General features: G+C 44.4%; 14 protein-coding genes and 1 pseudogene. 11 read left to right on the forward strand and 4 right to left on the reverse strand.

Annotated features, from left to right (window positions below; all coding sequences use genetic code 11):
- Positions 1-51: 51 nt before the first annotated feature.
- On the reverse strand, positions 52-321 hold the full coding sequence (locus NYE35_RS11680; RefSeq protein WP_038570042.1) for an excalibur calcium-binding domain-containing protein: 270 nt from the start codon (positions 319-321) through the stop codon (positions 52-54).
- 185 nt (positions 322-506) lie between these two features.
- On the opposite strand from NYE35_RS11680, the gene NYE35_RS11685 reads away from it, so the two are divergent.
- A complete protein-coding gene (locus tag NYE35_RS11685) occupies positions 507-1,031 on the forward strand; it encodes a hypothetical protein (protein WP_341121060.1) in 525 nt (174 codons plus the stop codon).
- 1,360 nt (positions 1,032-2,391) lie between these two features.
- Here NYE35_RS11685 and NYE35_RS11690 read toward each other — a convergent pair.
- On the reverse strand, positions 2,392-3,249 hold the full coding sequence (locus NYE35_RS11690) for an alpha/beta hydrolase (RefSeq protein ID WP_094903083.1): 858 nt from the start codon (positions 3,247-3,249) through the stop codon (positions 2,392-2,394).
- A gap of 171 nt (positions 3,250-3,420) precedes the next feature.
- Here NYE35_RS11690 and NYE35_RS11695 point away from each other — a divergent pair.
- Positions 3,421-4,008, forward strand: a pseudogene (locus tag NYE35_RS11695) (cupin domain-containing protein); the annotation flags it as partial.
- Positions 4,009-4,296: 288 nt separating this feature from the next.
- Here NYE35_RS11695 and NYE35_RS11700 read toward each other — a convergent pair.
- Entirely contained in the window at positions 4,297-5,292 is a 996-nt protein-coding gene (locus NYE35_RS11700; protein ID WP_036683447.1) for an acrylyl-CoA reductase family protein, read from the reverse strand.
- Between the two features lie 139 nt (positions 5,293-5,431).
- Between NYE35_RS11700 and NYE35_RS11705 the strand changes: the two genes are divergently transcribed.
- From NYE35_RS11705 to NYE35_RS11730, 6 genes are all read left to right on the forward strand, one after another.
- The gene (locus tag NYE35_RS11705; RefSeq protein WP_076100739.1) at positions 5,432-6,007 is read left to right on the forward strand and encodes a hypothetical protein; all 576 of its coding nucleotides are present in this window, start codon (positions 5,432-5,434) and stop codon (positions 6,005-6,007) included.
- Positions 6,008-6,328: 321 nt separating this feature from the next.
- A complete protein-coding gene (locus NYE35_RS11710) occupies positions 6,329-7,747 on the forward strand; it encodes an NAD-dependent malic enzyme (protein ID WP_094903087.1) in 1,419 nt (472 codons plus the stop codon).
- A 116-nt stretch (positions 7,748-7,863) separates the two neighbouring features.
- Complete coding sequence (locus NYE35_RS11715; protein ID WP_094903089.1) at positions 7,864-8,397, forward strand: AAA family ATPase; 534 nt, start codon at positions 7,864-7,866, stop codon at positions 8,395-8,397.
- Between the two features lie 330 nt (positions 8,398-8,727).
- Complete coding sequence (locus NYE35_RS11720; protein WP_036683459.1) at positions 8,728-9,171, forward strand: GNAT family N-acetyltransferase; 444 nt, start codon at positions 8,728-8,730, stop codon at positions 9,169-9,171.
- Positions 9,172-9,202: 31 nt separating this feature from the next.
- Positions 9,203-9,694 (forward strand): DinB family protein, encoded by a 492-nt coding sequence (locus tag NYE35_RS11725; protein ID WP_094903091.1) that lies wholly within the window; start codon positions 9,203-9,205, stop codon positions 9,692-9,694.
- Between the two features lie 88 nt (positions 9,695-9,782).
- A complete protein-coding gene (locus tag NYE35_RS11730; protein WP_094903093.1) occupies positions 9,783-11,771 on the forward strand; it encodes a CotH kinase family protein in 1,989 nt (662 codons plus the stop codon).
- A gap of 71 nt (positions 11,772-11,842) precedes the next feature.
- Here the strand turns inward: NYE35_RS11730 and NYE35_RS11735 are convergent, their stop codons facing one another.
- Entirely contained in the window at positions 11,843-13,537 is a 1,695-nt protein-coding gene (locus NYE35_RS11735) for an ABC transporter substrate-binding protein (protein WP_094903095.1), read from the reverse strand.
- A gap of 112 nt (positions 13,538-13,649) precedes the next feature.
- On the opposite strand from NYE35_RS11735, the gene NYE35_RS11740 reads away from it, so the two are divergent.
- The 3 genes from NYE35_RS11740 to NYE35_RS11750 all read left to right on the forward strand — a co-directional run bounded on the left by NYE35_RS11740 (position 13,650) and on the right by NYE35_RS11750 (position 16,503).
- Positions 13,650-15,161, forward strand: coding sequence for a DUF4153 domain-containing protein (locus tag NYE35_RS11740; RefSeq protein WP_254924627.1), 1,512 nt, complete (start codon positions 13,650-13,652; stop codon positions 15,159-15,161).
- A gap of 24 nt (positions 15,162-15,185) precedes the next feature.
- Positions 15,186-15,710 (forward strand): hypothetical protein, encoded by a 525-nt coding sequence (locus tag NYE35_RS11745; RefSeq protein ID WP_094903097.1) that lies wholly within the window; start codon positions 15,186-15,188, stop codon positions 15,708-15,710.
- A gap of 94 nt (positions 15,711-15,804) precedes the next feature.
- Positions 15,805-16,503, forward strand: a complete 699-nt coding sequence (locus NYE35_RS11750; protein ID WP_036683474.1) for a Crp/Fnr family transcriptional regulator — start codon at positions 15,805-15,807, stop codon at positions 16,501-16,503.
- The last annotated feature ends 116 nt before the right edge of the window (positions 16,504-16,619 follow it).

Raw genomic sequence — 16,619 nt, forward strand, 5'->3', positions numbered from 1 at the left:
GATATTCACGCGGGATCTAAGGCTCAAGCAAATGATTGAGCAAGGTTAAGCCTATTTCTCACAAGCGATTCCGTCTTTGTCACGGTCGCTTTTTTTATTGGCATTATAGAGTTCTTTCGATACATAGGGTTTATTTTTCGTTTTGCCGCCTTTGTTCTTGGTTGAGCTGGAAATAGCAACTCCACCTTTGTAATCTTTGTTTAGCTCCGAGCAGTTTTTGTAGGTTTTGACCTTGGATTCTGCGCTTGCTGTATTTAAGGTACCGACGGATAGAGTGAGTAGCAGGCCTGATGCTAGACAAATGTTTAAGATTTTTTTCATGAGAACATCTCCTATAAAAATCTAATGGAATTGATGATTGCGTAGTATCGTATGTATTTTATATTACCAGTTTAATTCATTGAGGTATACATTATTGGTGGATTTGGAAACAGTGTACATATTTATGAGTGAAGTGGGGGAATAATTAGATTCAATTCACATGTAGTGAACAGGCTACGAATGAGGTGATTCTAATTAGCAAAAAGAAAATAGCGACTGCTCTAATTGCAGGGTTGTTGCTTCTGCCGGGAATGGCCTTGGGTGCATCAGCCCCCGTTACTATGACTCGCGTTAATGGAGAACTGCTATCGGCTATGCCCAAGCCAGCTCCGGAGTCCAAGCGCATTATATTACCTTCTGCAATTCAAGCATCAGAGCTATACGGGTTCGGATTACAGCATCGGAATGCCTCGATTCAATATTCGATCTTCTCTAAAGAATTCAAAAAGATTATGTATCCGCGGTTTGTTGAACTAAACTGGGTAACGGGTGTCTCCAGCCCCTGGATCACGAACTACGAGGTCACTAAAGAAACGATAATTAACAAGAACTCAGAGGTCATAGAAATGCGTTTGGATACTGCGACTTCAAGTGGACCAGCACCTTCTATATTTTTGACAATCTCACTTGTGCAAGAGAAGAATAGCTGGGTGATTACCGGAGTGACATCGGACCCCGAGCTGCCGCGTGGCGGATTGCCTAGGAATTAGGTTGGTTATGGATAGGAAAAAGAGCAAGCGTAGTAGGGGGTTCCCATACGCTTGCTCTTTTTTTTGATTCGAAAGCACAATCGTTCAGTCCACGCGGTCTGTTTCTCCACAAATCATCAGTGACAATGTTCAGCCCAGAGTGGCAATGCCAGCTCGAGTCACAAATCATCAGCCTACGTTGGTGATTAATTAAGAGACCTCGCGTCAGACATCGTTACGGACCGTATTGCAGCTATTTTGGCATTATGATCGTTCTGGCGAGAGTTTCGGACTGTATGGCTCTTATTCCCCTGAAATCACGCATTATAGGAGTACTTTTGGGTGAATAGCTGCATCTGAGTCCGATAGCATGGCTAAATCGCCGAAATTGTGAAAATAAGAGCTCCTCGGTCCGATCACCGCCAAGCTCTAGTGGATTTGGAGTCGCAATGTTCAGCCCAGAGTGGCAATACCAGCTCGAGTCACAAATCATCAGCCTACGTTGGTGACTAATTAAGAAACCTCGCTTCACACATCGATACGGACCGTATTGCAGCTATTTTGGCATTATGATCGTTCTGGCGAGAGTTTCGGACTGTATGGCTCTTATTCCCCTGAAATCACGCATTATAGGAGTACTTTTGGGTGAATAGCTGCATCTGAGTCCGATAGCATGGCTAATTCGCCGAAATTGTGAAAATAAGAGCTCCTCGGTCCGATCCCCGCCAAGCTCTAGTGGATTTGGAGTCGCAATGTTCAGCTCAGAGTGGCAATGCCAGCTCGAGTCACAAATCATCAGCCTACGTTGGTGATTAATTAAGAGACCTCGCGTCAGACATCGATACGGACCGTATTGCAGCTATTTTGGCATTATGATCGTTCTGGCGAGAGTTTCGGACTGTATGGCTCTTATTCCCCTGAAATCACGCATTATAGGAGTACTTTTGGGTGAATAGCTGCATCTGAGTCCGATAGCATGGCTAAATCGCCGAAATTGTGAAAATAAGAGCTCCTCGGTCCGATCCCCGCTAAGCTCTAGTGTATTTAGAGTCGCATTGTTCAGCTCAGAGTGGAAGGCCAACTCAGCATCACAAAGCCCAGCTTGCATTATAGAGTATAGCATACGTCACCAGCCCAGCTCATATCATACAGCGCAACTCACATCGCATAGCTCAGCTCACATCACAAAGCGCAGCTCGAGCCACCAGCGCAACTCACATCGCATAGCCCAGCTCGCATTACACAGCGCAACTCACATCGCATAGCTCAGCTCACATCACAAAGCGCAGCTCGAGCCACCAGCTCAGCTCACGTCACCAGCCCAGCTCGCGAACCCCAGCTCAAGCCACAACAGCTACTAGGCTATCCAGCTGTTAAGCGACTAATCTCTTCCCGCCTTCACCATCAATTCCGCCAGCATTTTGGGCTCGGTTCGAACGGTGGTCATATGATCCCCTTTGCCTTCGATGAAGCGGAAGACGCCTAAATGACTGGATTGTGTAGGATGGAATCCGTATGGACCTTGCGGTATCGCGGTGTCCTCCGTTAGATAAAGATAACTTTTGGGGATCTGGAGACTGTAGAATTTCTTGAGATCAAGCTTTTCGAAAAGTGGACTTGCTGGCTCAGGAGGAGCTTGTTTATAAAAAGCTTGCGCTTCCGCAAGACTGGCGGTGTTGACGAATGTATCCCGGAAGAGAGGAAAGGGGAGCGTTATGGTGTTATTGCCGGAAGTATCTCTTAGCTGTTCAAAGTACTTAAGCGAATCAGCTGGAAATTGGTCCGCCAGACTTTGCCCATCCAGCGGTACGAAGGCATCGAAGAATACCAGACGTTTGATCCGATCCGGTACTTGCTGAGAGACGGTTTGGATCACCGATCCACCAAAGCTATGTCCGAGCAGAATGATATCCTTTAAGTCTTTTTGCTTGATAAAGTCGACAACAGACTGTGTAATTTGCGCATACGTTACATTATTGTTTTTGTCCCCGCCATGACCGGCATATTCCGGAGTATAGACGGTGTGTCCTAAGCTGCGAAGTGCGGCGGCCGTTTGATCCCAAAAACCAGCAGTAGCCCAAGACCCATGAACTAGAACAAATGTAAGAGGCGCCTGTTTCGATGATGTTTTGTTATTGGCGGCCTCAACCGTGGAGCTGAGATTCATAGGCTGGAAACCCATAATTGTAAAGAGAGTGATACATAACGCTAACACTATTTTTGTGTGAATGGATTTCATACTATGCCTCCTATGTGGGGTGAGAGTGTAATACTTAGAGGATGCCCCGTTTAGAAAAGAAAGATGAATTTTTATCAGGAGTAGTGAATCTCCGCACCTAGGCATAGGCAAACGCATATCTTGTGTTTAGGGAAAGCAAAAATTTATAGCAACAGAAAGGCAGGAAAAAAAGTGACTTCATACATGGACTATACGTCCCCCAATACAGAGTTTACTTTTGATGTGAACACCAATACACTTTTTAAAAAAGATGCCAACAACTTCATTAACTTGCTGTCGATTAAACAATTGAACACGCTTGAGAACATATCGCTGCTGGATATTTTTCTTAGCAAATCAAATGTTGTGGAACCTCATTATCATCAAAATGCTGCAGAGCTTGTATATTGTATCTGCGGTTCAGCGGTAGTGTCTTTAATCAATCCGTTCACAAATGAACTTCTGCATTTTCCGATTTGTCCGGGTCAAGTGGCAAACGTGCCGCAAGGCTGGTGGCATTATGAGGTAGCTACTGTGGATAATACACATCTGCTCGCGATTTTTGACGCACCTATTCCTGAGGTCATTTTAGGTTCGGATATTCTTAGCAAAACCCCAGCAAATGTATTAGCCCATACTTACTGCTTAAATGAAGCTAAGGTAAAAGAAGCTCTTGCTCCAATCAAGCCGGGAACCTTCATCGGCCCTCCTGCTGACTGCTGCGAAGAAGATAAAGTAATGGGCAGCAGCAATATGGCTCCTAATATGGCCCCAAATATGCAAGCCAATGTTAAACCAAATATGCATCCTAATATGCAGCCAAATATGAATCCATACGCTCATATGCAGGCACAACCCATCCCGATATCTTCACAAATGCCTCCAGCTACACAAGCCTTTAATTATCAGCCTTACCCGATGCAAGGGTACTATACGCAGGGTTATGATCAGCATTATCGCCAACAACCCTATGTACAGCAGCAGCCGCATTACCAGTATCCAAATAACCAAGAGTAAACTAAAAAAACCTCCCGGAACTCTAGATTCCGGGAGGTTTCGTTGTTAAACCTAGGATAAACGGACAAGTACTCTTCCTCTAAGGTTTCCTTGTAGAATATCTTCCAATGCTTGCGGTAGCTCGTTTAACGTGACTTCACGATCCACGAGGTTCTCCAGCTGACTTGGCTTCAGATCGCTCGCCATCCGTTTCCAAGCCTTCTGGCGAAGGTCTGCAGGACATTCAACGGAATCTATGCCGAGAAGATTAACACCCCGAAGAATAAACGGAAGTACTGTAGTTGGAACTGAAGTGCCTCCGGTTAAGCCACTTGCAGCTACAGAACCTCTGTAGGTGATTTTACTCAAAACTGCGGCAAGGGTGTCACCACCCACCGAATCTACTGCGCCTTGCCATAATTGTTTGTCCAAGGGTTTGCTGGCGCCGCCAATGACCTCTTCACGTGAGATCACGTCTTCGGCTCCTATACCTCTAAGGTAATCGGTAGCTTTGGCGTTACCTGTGCTTGCCACTACGCTATACCCTTTTGCGCCAAGCATGGCAATAGCAGATCCACCTACACCGCCGGTAGCGCCTGTTACAAGTACTTTGCCTTTGTCCGGGGAAACGTCATGATCTTCCAGGGCTAGTATGGACAAGGCAGCTGTCAGTCCTGCAGTACCGTAGATCATAGCTTCTTTAAGCGTCAGGCCTTCGGGAAGGGGAGTGATCCAACCTGCGGGAATCCGAGCGTATTCGCTAAAGCCGCCAAAGTGTGATACGCCAACACCATATCCTGTCGCAATGACTTGCTGCCCTTTATGAAACCGCTCATCTGTGGAAGATACCACAACACCGGATAAATCTATCCCTGGAATAAAGGGATATGTTCTTAGAATTTTACCGTTTGGAATACTGGCTAAACCGTCTTTATAGTTTACACTGGAGTAAGCAACCTTAATTACAACCTCTCCAGCTGGCAGATCCTCTAGGGTAACCGGCTTAACAGCTACGGAGAAGGATGATTCTGTTTTGTCGACAACTAACGCCTGAAATGATTCTGTCATAAGTGTGAGCTCCTTCAACTACGTTATAGGTAAGACATGTATATAATATTTATTCTGCCCGGTCAACTTGTGATTGTCTATGATATAGCGCAATTGTTTATTAAGGTTCCGTTAAATCTTGTGATAGAGGGTGAAGCTTATGAAATGGAAAAATTTAATGGGTACAGTCTTAGCGGGTATCACATTAGTCTCACTTGGCTTTAATGGATATTCTTTTTATAACAAGCCACCAAAAGAGACTAACCAAACTACCAAGGAGCTTGTTCAAACTATAGGCGAGATTTCAATCCAATCTAACTCTGAGAGTGGAGTGCAGGGTGAAAGCGTGGAGGAACTGAAAAAAATTATTTATAACTTACCTCAAGTGGAGAAAAAATTAGCTTTTATAAAGGGAGTAATCACAGAAGGGAATACGGTTTATCTGGATCTGGATGAGGTGGAATGGTTCGGTGGAGAGGCGGCAGAAATTGCGGCTAAAGAAGATGGTATACAAGAACCCGAATCATTGCCTAATGGATTCTATATCCGAAATGCAAGCGATGAAATCGAACGACTTAAGCTTGAGACTGATGTAACTATAGCTGAACTAAATGGGGCGAGACCTCAGCAAGTTGACTATACGAATTTTATTAGCGAAGAGCTTGTGGATAGATTATTCCATCTGACATTTGTAGAAGGTAAGGCTGTTTTGCTAGAAGAGCAGTACAGACCTTAGTGAGGGAGAGCAACTGAAAGTGCCAGCGGAGAAAAGAATCGGCGGGATGCTCTACAGCATGCAGAGAAGGTAATGAAGAGTAGAAGAGCTTACTGTTTGTTTATGCTTACATACACTTAAGATTATGATGAAATTTATTTTCACGGGAAAAATGGCTCTGTGTCCGTAGCTGCCATACCTGATGTATTTGGACCGGGTGCGGATGGGAATACTGAATGAAGAAAAATTTTTCGTTGATCTAGTTAATAGGCGGAAGATATGTTTAAATGGGAAAGTATAGTATTTTTTAAATAATAGGATTGAAGAAAGAGAGGCTAATTCATGTCGATTGCGACTACAATGATTATCAGGCTCGAAATTCGGAAATCGGTTGCATCTTTTGGCGATGTTGCTTCAGGAATTGCCGCAGCTGGCGGAGATATTGTTGCTATTGACGTGATACGTGCAGGGAAGGATGTCACTACCCGAGATATAACAGTGAATGTGCAAGACGCAGCTAATGGAGAAATTATCTCAATATTATCGAAGATGCCGGGAATTAAAATAATCAACGTGTCGGATCGGACGTTTCTGGCTCATCTTGGCGGAAAAATCGAAATCACACCTAAAATGCCGATTAAAAATCGGGAGGATTTATCCTTAGTGTATACGCCGGGGGTAGCCCGAGTGTGTACGGCGATTGCCGAAGATCCCAGAAAAGCTTATTCTCTGACGATGAAAAGAAATACAGTTGCAGTCGTTTCGGACGGCACTGCTGTACTTGGACTAGGGGATATCGGTCCGGAAGCAGCGATGCCTGTCATGGAAGGTAAGGCGATGCTGTTTAAGCAATTGGCGAACATTGATGCTTTTCCGCTATGCTTAAATACCAAAGATCCGGATGAAATTATCAATATCGTAAAAGCAGTTTCTCCTGGCTTTGGAGGGATAAACTTAGAGGATATAAGTTCACCACGCTGCTTTGAAATCGAACGCCGGCTTGCGGAAGAGCTGGACATTCCGGTATTCCATGATGATCAGCACGGAACTTCCGTGGTGGCTTTTGCAGGACTTTTGAATGCGCTTAAAGTTGTTAATAAATCTATTGAAAATGCGCGGATTGTTGTTGTGGGTATAGGGGCGGCTGGGGTGTCCATATGTAATCTGCTGCTGGCAGCGGGCGCGCGTTATATTTATGCGGTTGATCGTGAAGGCGTTCTCAGAAAAGATCTCCAGTATGATAATCCGGAATGGCAGAAGCTTGCTGCCGCAACCAATCCTGAGGGAATTGAGGGTGGAATAACGGAGGTTATACAAGGGGCAGATGTCTTTATTGGGGTGTCCCGTGGGGGAATCCTGACCGTGGATCATCTCAAAAGCATGGCCAGTGATAACATCGTTTTTGCGATGGCTAATCCTACACCGGAGATTGAACCGGATTTGGCAGAACCTTTTGTTCGCGTTCTAGCGACAGGCAGAAGTGATTATCCGAACCAGATCAATAATGTGTTGTGTTTTCCGGGTATTTTCCGTGGCGCACTTGATTGCCGGGCTAGAACTGTGAATCTGGAAATGAAGCTGGCTGCGGCAAAAGCCATTGCATCGGTCGTTCATCCGGATGAACTCAATGAGCAATATATCATCCCAAGTATTTTTAACGAAAAAGTAGTTGAACAGGTCCGCCTGGCAGTAATCCAAGCGGCTATATCCACGGATGCAGCACGCCGGATTCCTAAAGACGTAGCAGCTATAACGGAATAAGAGCTATACGATAAATGGACTGCTTTGCTTACTTAGAGAGCAGTCTATTTGTTTTTATATTTGGAGGGAAATTGCCCGAATTGCAACTTTAAATCCACTTAAAGGTGAGGGAATGTATGAGAAAAATTCATATTATGGGAGCCTCAGGCGTAGGAACGAGTACATTAGGTTACGAATTAGCTAAAGTGTTGCCACATGTCCAGTTAGACAGTGACGACTATTTTTGGGAGCATAAATTCACTAAGCAACGTGAGGTCAATGAGCGATTAGCAAGAATTACAAGGGATTTGACCCATAAGGAGCCTTGGATTCTAAGCGGTGCGGTATGTGGCTGGGGAGATGGCCTTCGACCATTATTCGATTTGGTTATTTTTCTAGGACTTCCACCGGAAATTCGTTTAGATAGATTAAGAGCCAGAGAGTACGAGAGATATGGTGATCATATTTTGCCTGGAGGAAGTAAATACGAAGCGTATCAGACCTTTATGGAGTGGGCGGCATTATATGATGTTGCTGGAGTTGAAGTCAGGAGCAAAGTGCTGCATGAGGAATGGATGTCCGCACTGGAATGTCCTATTTTACGAATAGAGGAAGATTTATCGGTTGGAGATCGTGTTGAGATCGTGCTGAGATATTTACAAATGGTATAGGAGGAACTTTTGGTCGGCGGAATATATTCAACAGGCTACAGAAGAATTCAGCAATAATGTTGAGGGAGTCAACGGCGAGTTAAAGTCCGTACATTCTGGGATTGGTGCGTAGAGTGGGATGGACAGAAGGATGAATTCGAGTTGATAGTTCGTAAATAATGGGGTTTTGAAGGAAGTTTGGTATTATGGGCATTCTTCTTTTATGAAGATGTTGGCACAGCAGTTGGTCCAAAGAGGTTATAATTGAAAGCGTATATCTCATCCACGGAATGGTGGACTGTATGTGTATGAGCAGGGCTGTTAATTTAAAAGAAAGCAGGATAAACAATCATGGTTGATATTAAAGAAATAGAAATGGAATCTCTTCCTGAACTGGGGAATTTATATCAAGAGCTGATGAATAAACCGTCTGACCTTAATAAGCTTGAAGAAGTGTTTAAAGTGGTTAAGGCGGATAACCGGTACATTCTATTGGGTGCTTTTGTAGAGGGGGAGTTACTAGGGTCTTTGATGGGCATCGTGTGTCAGGACTTAGTGGGGGACTGCAAACCGTTTATGGTGATTGAGAATGTGGTCGTTTCAGCGCGGGCACGCCGTCAAGGCGTCGGCAAAAAACTTATGAACGCCATTGAACAAGCGGCCCGGGAAAGAGACTGCTATTATATTATTTTAGTCTCCGGTGAGCAGCGGAAGGAAGCGCATGTGTTCTATGAATCGTTAGGTTATAGAGATGAAAAGGTAGAAGGATACCGAAAACATTTAAGTTCCCATTAAAAAGTACAACAACTTTCTAGGAGGTTTTTATTTGCAGACATTTTTTCAATATAACTGGATGGTCCGCGAACAATGGTATGAGTGGTGTGCAAATATTTCTGAGGAGGAGCTGCTTGCAACACGTATAGGTGGTGTAGGCAGTATACTCAAGACGCTTTTTCACATTGTGGATGTGGAGTGGAGCTGGATTCAAGTATTGCAAGGAAAACAGGATTTCCAAGAGGATTTTGAGCAGTACAAGACTTTGCAGCAAGTACGAGAATTGGATGCAAAATTCCACACAGAGGTGGAACCCTTTGTAACGGCTTGGCATGAGGGGCTGGAGCAGAGGATTTTTGAGGATCACCTTCCGGATGGCAGGATCGTGACCGATGCCTGGGGTGAGGTAATGCGCCATGTGATTGCTCATGAGATTCATCATGTCGGGCAATTATCGGTCTGGGCCAGAGAGATCGGAAAACCGCCGGTTTCAGCTAATCTGATTGGCAAAGGGCTGATAAACAGCCTGCCTGGCAAAGCTTAGACAAGCTATTCAGCGTATATTCAGATTCATATTTTACAATCTCCTTGAACTGCGAAAACATAAATCTGTACTTCAAGGAGGATTACACATGGTGAAGAAGAAAAATTTGCTGAGAAAGTTCATGGCAGTTACACTAAGTCTTGCTATCGTCTCAACGGCGTTTGGAGTTGCTGGAAACACGCCCGTAGTTAGTGCGGCGGATGCAGGTGTAACGAAAGCGTATGAATCCCTGTTCGCGGGTGACAGAATCATTGATGTTAAAGTAACGATTGATGATGCGGATTGGAAAAGTATATTAGCAAGTCCCCTCGAAAAAGAATACAAAAAAGTTAAGGTTGAAGTTGACGGGAATGTTGTTGAAAATGTTGGATTTTCTACTAAAGGGAATCTGACGTTAAAATCGGTAGCCAGTATGACAGACTCGGACAGATACAGCTTCCGGCTGAAATTTGATAAATATGATAAGAAGCAAACATTACTTGGTCTTGATAAAATGGTACTGAACAACAATTTTTCGGACCCTTCGTATATTCGTGAATATTTACATTACGAAGCGCTCCGTTCTGTTGGTGTGGATGCACCTTTGACTGTGTTCACCAATCTGTATATCAACGGAGAATTATATGGTTTTTATGTAGGTGTGGAAGCAATAGATGACAGCTACTTAGAACGTACCTATGGAGAAAATTATGACGACGGTGTTCTGTATGATACAGAAGAAAAAAGTTATCTGCAGTACAAAGAAGGCAGCGACTACGAAACGATAACTTATGATACAGGTAAGGAAGATGATAAAGCTTCGTTAAAGAACTTCATCAAGGTGCTGAATGAGATGCCTGCCGGTGAGAAGGGTTCTATTGAAAGTGTGCTAGATGTGGATTCGGCCCTGAAGTATATCGCTGCTAATGCTGTATTGGGGAACTATGACAGCTATAACGGGGATAAAGGTCATAATTATATGTTGTACGGGGATGCATCCGGTAAATTTAGTGTACTTCCATGGGATATGAACATGTCCTTTAACGGGTATTCTGGTGGCGGAGGCGGCAGAATAGGGACAACAGATACAACAGCTGCTGCGGGCACAACTTCTACATCGGCAACAACCATCGCAGCCAATACCAACGCAGTAACTGCATCGATTGATAATCCTACACTTGGGATAAGTTTAGATCAGGTCCCAATGATTGCTAATCTGTTGGAAGTGCCTGAATATAAGACTAAATACCTGAAATATGTATCTGAGCTGGTTGATTATTTGGAAGGAATTCAGAGCAGAATTACTGAATTGGCTACCTTAATTAAACCTTACGTTCAAGCAGATCCAACCAAATTTTATACCATGGAACAATTTGAAAGTAATGTTACTTATTCAGCAACAGGTGAGATGGGTGGTAGTGGAGGAATGACTCCACCAGCTGGGATGGAAGGCATGACACCTCCTGAAGGGATGGAGGGCATGACACCTCCGGATGGAACGACACCGCCAGCACGTCCTGATAATACAGGGACTGCGACTGATGGTAATCCTACACCTCCAACAGGTAACGCTGGAGGCGGGGGACAAGGTATGGGCACAATGGCTGCAGGTTCGATTATGACCTTTGCGCTGAACAGACTTGCTAATCTGCAAGGCCAGCTAGGACTTAACGTCACACCTCTACCCTCTGTAAATACAACACCATCAACAACTAATCCGAACACGACGGGAACTAACGGAATATCCGTACTTTTAAACGGAACAGCGGTCAGCTTTGCAGATCAGCTTCCTGTGAATAAGGATGGCCGGGTGCTTGTGCCAGTGAATGCAATCTTTAATGCTCTGGGTGCTACAGTAACCATGGATCAAACGACTAAGAAAATCACTGCAGTAAAAGACAATACAACGATCGTAATGGCCATTGGCAGCAAGACTGCTTACATCAATGGAAAAGCGCTCACACTCGACGTTCCTCCGCAAATTATCGGAAATCGGACATTAGTTCCGGTTAGATTTATTTCCGAGGGATTGAATATGGATGTGAAGTGGGATGCGGGGACTTCTACAGTTACAGCTACGACTAAAACAGCAGCTTAATAATTAGCTTTATCGCGTATGCGGAAATCCGGGGCAAGCTCTGGATTTCCGCATTTTTTAATTCAAGCAGATCAACTCGTGCTGCTGCTAGAGAGCAGTGGCGGAAACCAGACATGACGAAGATCGACCCAACCCTGGCTATTGAAGCTAACCCCGCGGACAGAGGGGAGATAAGCTGTCTGAGTGGGCTTTTCATACAAAATATGTAGGTGGTGTTCTTTAATCAGACGGTTCTCGATGATACTGAAACTTTCCGCTCGGGCCACCGGATTAGGTTCGCGCGCGATGGTATACAGCCAGCCTTCTATATCCGCCCGGGTATACGGTTCAATATGCTGGGAGAGCGTAAGGTATAGATCAAATAAACGAAGTTGTTCATCCTCGTCACGGAATAATGAGAAAACAATCAGGTCAGATTCCAGCCGAATCGGACCTTTAAATTCCTCTGGAGACACGGAAATGACATTGCATTTATAACCTTGTTGCTCTAGTCTAGTGGCAATAAAATCAGCATCGCCAGCATATTGTGGAATCGTAGAGATTTGCAACGTGATTTCTTGATCTTTTATCACTTCTTGCTCGATGGACGCTGAATCGTCTTTTAAACAGGAGACTATTTTTGCCCGAAGCAGGGGATCGCTTAGCGGTCCCTTTTTTTGCGTATTGCAGGTGACGAATTTCCGGATGGAAGACTCCGAATGAATTCGGCTCCAGGTCGAAGAACTCGCGGATGAGGGATTCTGAATCACGTGAAAAGCAGAACCCGTATCAGAGGATGACGTTTCGGTATCCCACGGGACATAAAGGATTTCAACCCGATCTAAATGAGCCCGTCCTTGAAAATAATAAGGAAAAACCTCCAGCACACAAGTGTCCTCGGTCATGTCCACAACCTTAAAGGGGCCAGTCCCCACGGGTCTACGGCCAAAGCTCTGCTCATCTATTCCTTCTAAATCACGCGGTACAATTGCGGCTCTGCTCGTGCACAAAAATGGCAGAAATAGTTCATTAGGCTGCTTAAGCGTAATTTGAACGGTAGATGGATTTAATGCGGTGACCCGCTGGATTTCTTTGAAAATATAGCTATAGAGTGTCCGTTTAGAGGTTCGCATCAACCGTCCCAGGGAATAGACTACATCCTTGGCTGTAAGCACTTTTCCATGATGGAATAACACCTCTTTGCGCAGAAAAAAAGTCCAGAGCGTCCGGCTCTCATCGACTTCCCAGGCGTGAGCCAGACAGGGAACAATTTTGTCCCGTTCACCGCTTCTTTTCACTAACCCGTCGAAAACATGGCTGGAAACAAATGACTCTGCCAGCAAATTCATATATAACGGATCGAAGGTATGTAGCTGCTGGGTAATGGGCAGGCGGAGAGTATCAATTTGTTTGTCACTACGAATTTCAGAATGATGCCCAAAATAGGTCAGCAGCCAACCCTGTAGTGTATCCTGCAGTGAGGTGGAGCTGGCATGGGTTTTGATGCCTTCTATAGCGTGGTGGACATCTTTGCGGCTAATCGCCTGCATCATGGATTGAAGGGCAATTTCTTCGGAGGGAACAAGAAATTGCAGCAAAGAGCGGCTTCCCCGCCCACGCTTAGGCGTCCATTTGATCCATTCCTGCAACATCATTTTATTCACAATATGCATGGCATTGCGGTGTGTACAGCCGAAAATCAATGCCAACTCATCCATCGTCACTGAGATTTCTGTGGCTCCCCCAAAATGAGATTGCAGCTTTAAAAATTGGCTATGCAGCTTCATTGTTTTGGTTCCTTTCGGAAAATAGGAAATTATAAATAAATTCTTTCTCTTTTTTTTCTTATTTTATCACGTAAAATAAGGATGAGAAAGTAAGAAAATGGGGGTAATTACCATGACCGAGGAAATGGAAACGGGAACGGGACTTAGGCTTAATCGATCGCTTGCTGCTTTGCTTGCTGCGTTCTTACTGGCAATAGTTCATCAGTATTTATTTTATGGAAAGCTGGCGGGCCTATCGTATCCAATCTTTGTGTGTCTGTTCTATGCGTTCATGCTTTATTATGCCAAGGCTAAAATCCGCAAGCTCAACAAATTCAGTTACTTCTGGTTTGGAGCGATTTTTCTACTTTCATTAACCTATTTATTCTTTCATAATTTTTTCTTCTTTGGGCTGAACCTGCTGGTGATCCCGGTGTTGATTTTATTACATATGACTTATTTGCTTAGTGATAAACGGCCGGCTTGGAGCCGGCTTGGATTAGTGGGGAACACGCTGGAGCATCTGCTTCCACAGAATTTCCGCCATTGGAGCACTGTGTTTACGATCATTAAAAGGACTGGCGGCAGTAAAATGAAGGACGAGCGTAAGCAGGTCATGGGGAAAGTGCTGATAGGACTTGCGATCTCTTTTCCAATATTGCTGGTTGTGGTTACTTTGCTGTCCTCAGCGGACGGAGTGTTTCATCATGTACTGCTGGCGCTGCCGAATGTGCTGGATCGGATTTCATTTGGGGAAGGTTTTGTGCGGGTGCTATGGATTATCCTGCTGGGCATGGGCTTTTTCGGCTTAGTGTGGGGGTATGTGGATTCGAAAATCTATGACTGGAATATGCAGCCTAAGGAATATGGTCCAGTACTGGCGCCTGTAAGCTTTAAAATGGATCCGATAATTATGACGACGATTCTTATAGTCATTAACACGGTATATGTATTGTTTGTTTTCGTACAGTTTTCTTACTTGTTTGGAGCATGGGAAGGGATTTTACCAGAGGGCAGCTCATATGCTGATTACGCACGTAGTGGATTTTTTGAGCTGATTATGGTGGCTGCGATTAATTTCGTGATTTTGCTGCTGGCTTTGGTATCGGAAGGAAAAAGAAGTGGAGGGCTGCAAAAATTTATTAATGTCCTGCTCTACATTCTGGTTGGTTGCTCGACAGTGATGCTATATTCCGCCTATACCCGTCTGACTCTATATGAAGAGGTGTACGGCTATACCACGACTCGGTTTTTAGTGCATGCATTTATGATATTTATGGGCTTATTGTTGGTGGTTGCAGCCTTACGGATAGCTGTTCAGCGTGTGCCATTGGCGAAATGTTATATTGTGCTGGGCTTGATCTCCTACGTCGTCATGAACTATATCGGGATGGATGTTATTATCGCTAATAAAAATATGGATCGTTATGCGGCAAGTGGTAAATTGGACGCCAATTATTTGGTCCGTTTATCTCCGGAGGTCATCCCTTCTCTGATAAGGTTTAGTGAACAGGAAGATGGGATGCTGGATGATTTTTTAAAGAATGAATGGAGAGAACTCAATAAGCGTGAGCGGGCCTGGCAGTCGTTCAATTTCCCGCAATATCTGGCGCAGCGTGAGCTGGCTGAATATTTTGCACAGTAAAGGTAAGAAGAAGGTGTGAGGTCAGTGAGGAAGAAGCCATTTAAAAGAGGCTGGTCATTTATCATCATTTTTATTACGGTAGGTTTAAGTTACGGGATCTATCATATCTATTTATACAATGCGCCCAAACAAAATCATTACTCGCGTGTTTCCTGCACCAATCTTGAACAGGAAAGTCTGGGCGGCATTCAGCTGCTTCAAAGCCTTGATTCAATCGCTAGGGAACCTAAGCCAAATAATGATATAGAGCGGTATCAGTATTATGATCTGGGTCACGAGACAACAATAGCCACAGCACGTGGTGATGATAAGATCATTCTAATCAGCGTCTATTCCGATCATACGATGAGTACGGCAAGAGATATTCATATTGGAGCTTCAGCAGACGAAGTGATCAAGGCTTATGGCACTTCTTATTATAAAAGAGGGGAGCAAGGGGCTGAGATTATCGGATACGTGGATAAAATCAACCATCGGAGTATTGAATTTTGGCTGCAGGATCAGAAGGTAGATATGATTCGTTATTGTGTGGATTCTGTTGTAATGTAAAGTGTCATAGGAAAACCTCATTAAAAAGGACATATGTCCTTTTTTTGTGGGGTATTCTAAATTACACTGGAGCAAACAATAGAGGGGGCACTACATGCAGACGATAAATGACCGTGAGGCTGTCCGTGCCTTGGCAGTGAAGAACGGTCTGGACGGAATATTTAGCCCGCTGGTAACTCATAAAATGGAGTTGAGACGTTACGCGGATGAAGAAAAGCTGTGTTTGGTTGGCGATCAATTGGATGGAATGTTCATATTGGTTGAGGGCAAGCTCAAAATTCAGACCTTGCTGCCAAATGGCAAATCTATGCTGGTGCGGTTTACAAATCCGATATCTGTGATTGGGGATGTAGAGCTGCTTCACCGGTTCCCTGTTAAGAATCAAGTGGAGTCTGTGGGTGAGAGCTTGATTCTTTTTGCAGGGAGAAGACTACTCCTGAGAGAGCTTGAGGAAAATACAGCGTTGTTACGTTTTCTCGTCGGAGAACTTAGTCACAAATTGCATACGCTCGGTCAAGCCTCCGCACTTAACCTGTTGTATCCTGTGGAGAATCGATTTGCCAGTTATTTAATGTCTTTGTTCGCAGATAAAAACGGTGACCGGCGAGTGGAGGAGATTCGGACCTCAAGTCTTATTGAAACAGCAGAATTGCTTGGCACAAGCTATCGGCATCTTAATCGAATCGTACGTCGTTTTATTGATGAAGGAATCATTACACGAAATCGTGGACGCTTAAGTGTACTGGATGAATCGAAGCTGGCAGAGCTGGCTAACGGAAATTTATACGAATAAAAAGATCTCAAAAGACCATTATTTCCTGCCCTCGGCCGGAAATAGGGGTCTTTTTGTTTTTTTAAGCAAACATTCAGTTCAAATTCAGAGAGGCTTAAGGGAGAGCTAGTAGGATA

The sequence above is a fragment of the Paenibacillus sp. FSL L8-0494 genome, assembly GCF_038003695.1.
In the GTDB taxonomy this organism is placed as follows: domain Bacteria; phylum Bacillota; class Bacilli; order Paenibacillales; family Paenibacillaceae; genus Paenibacillus_AQ; species Paenibacillus_AQ odorifer.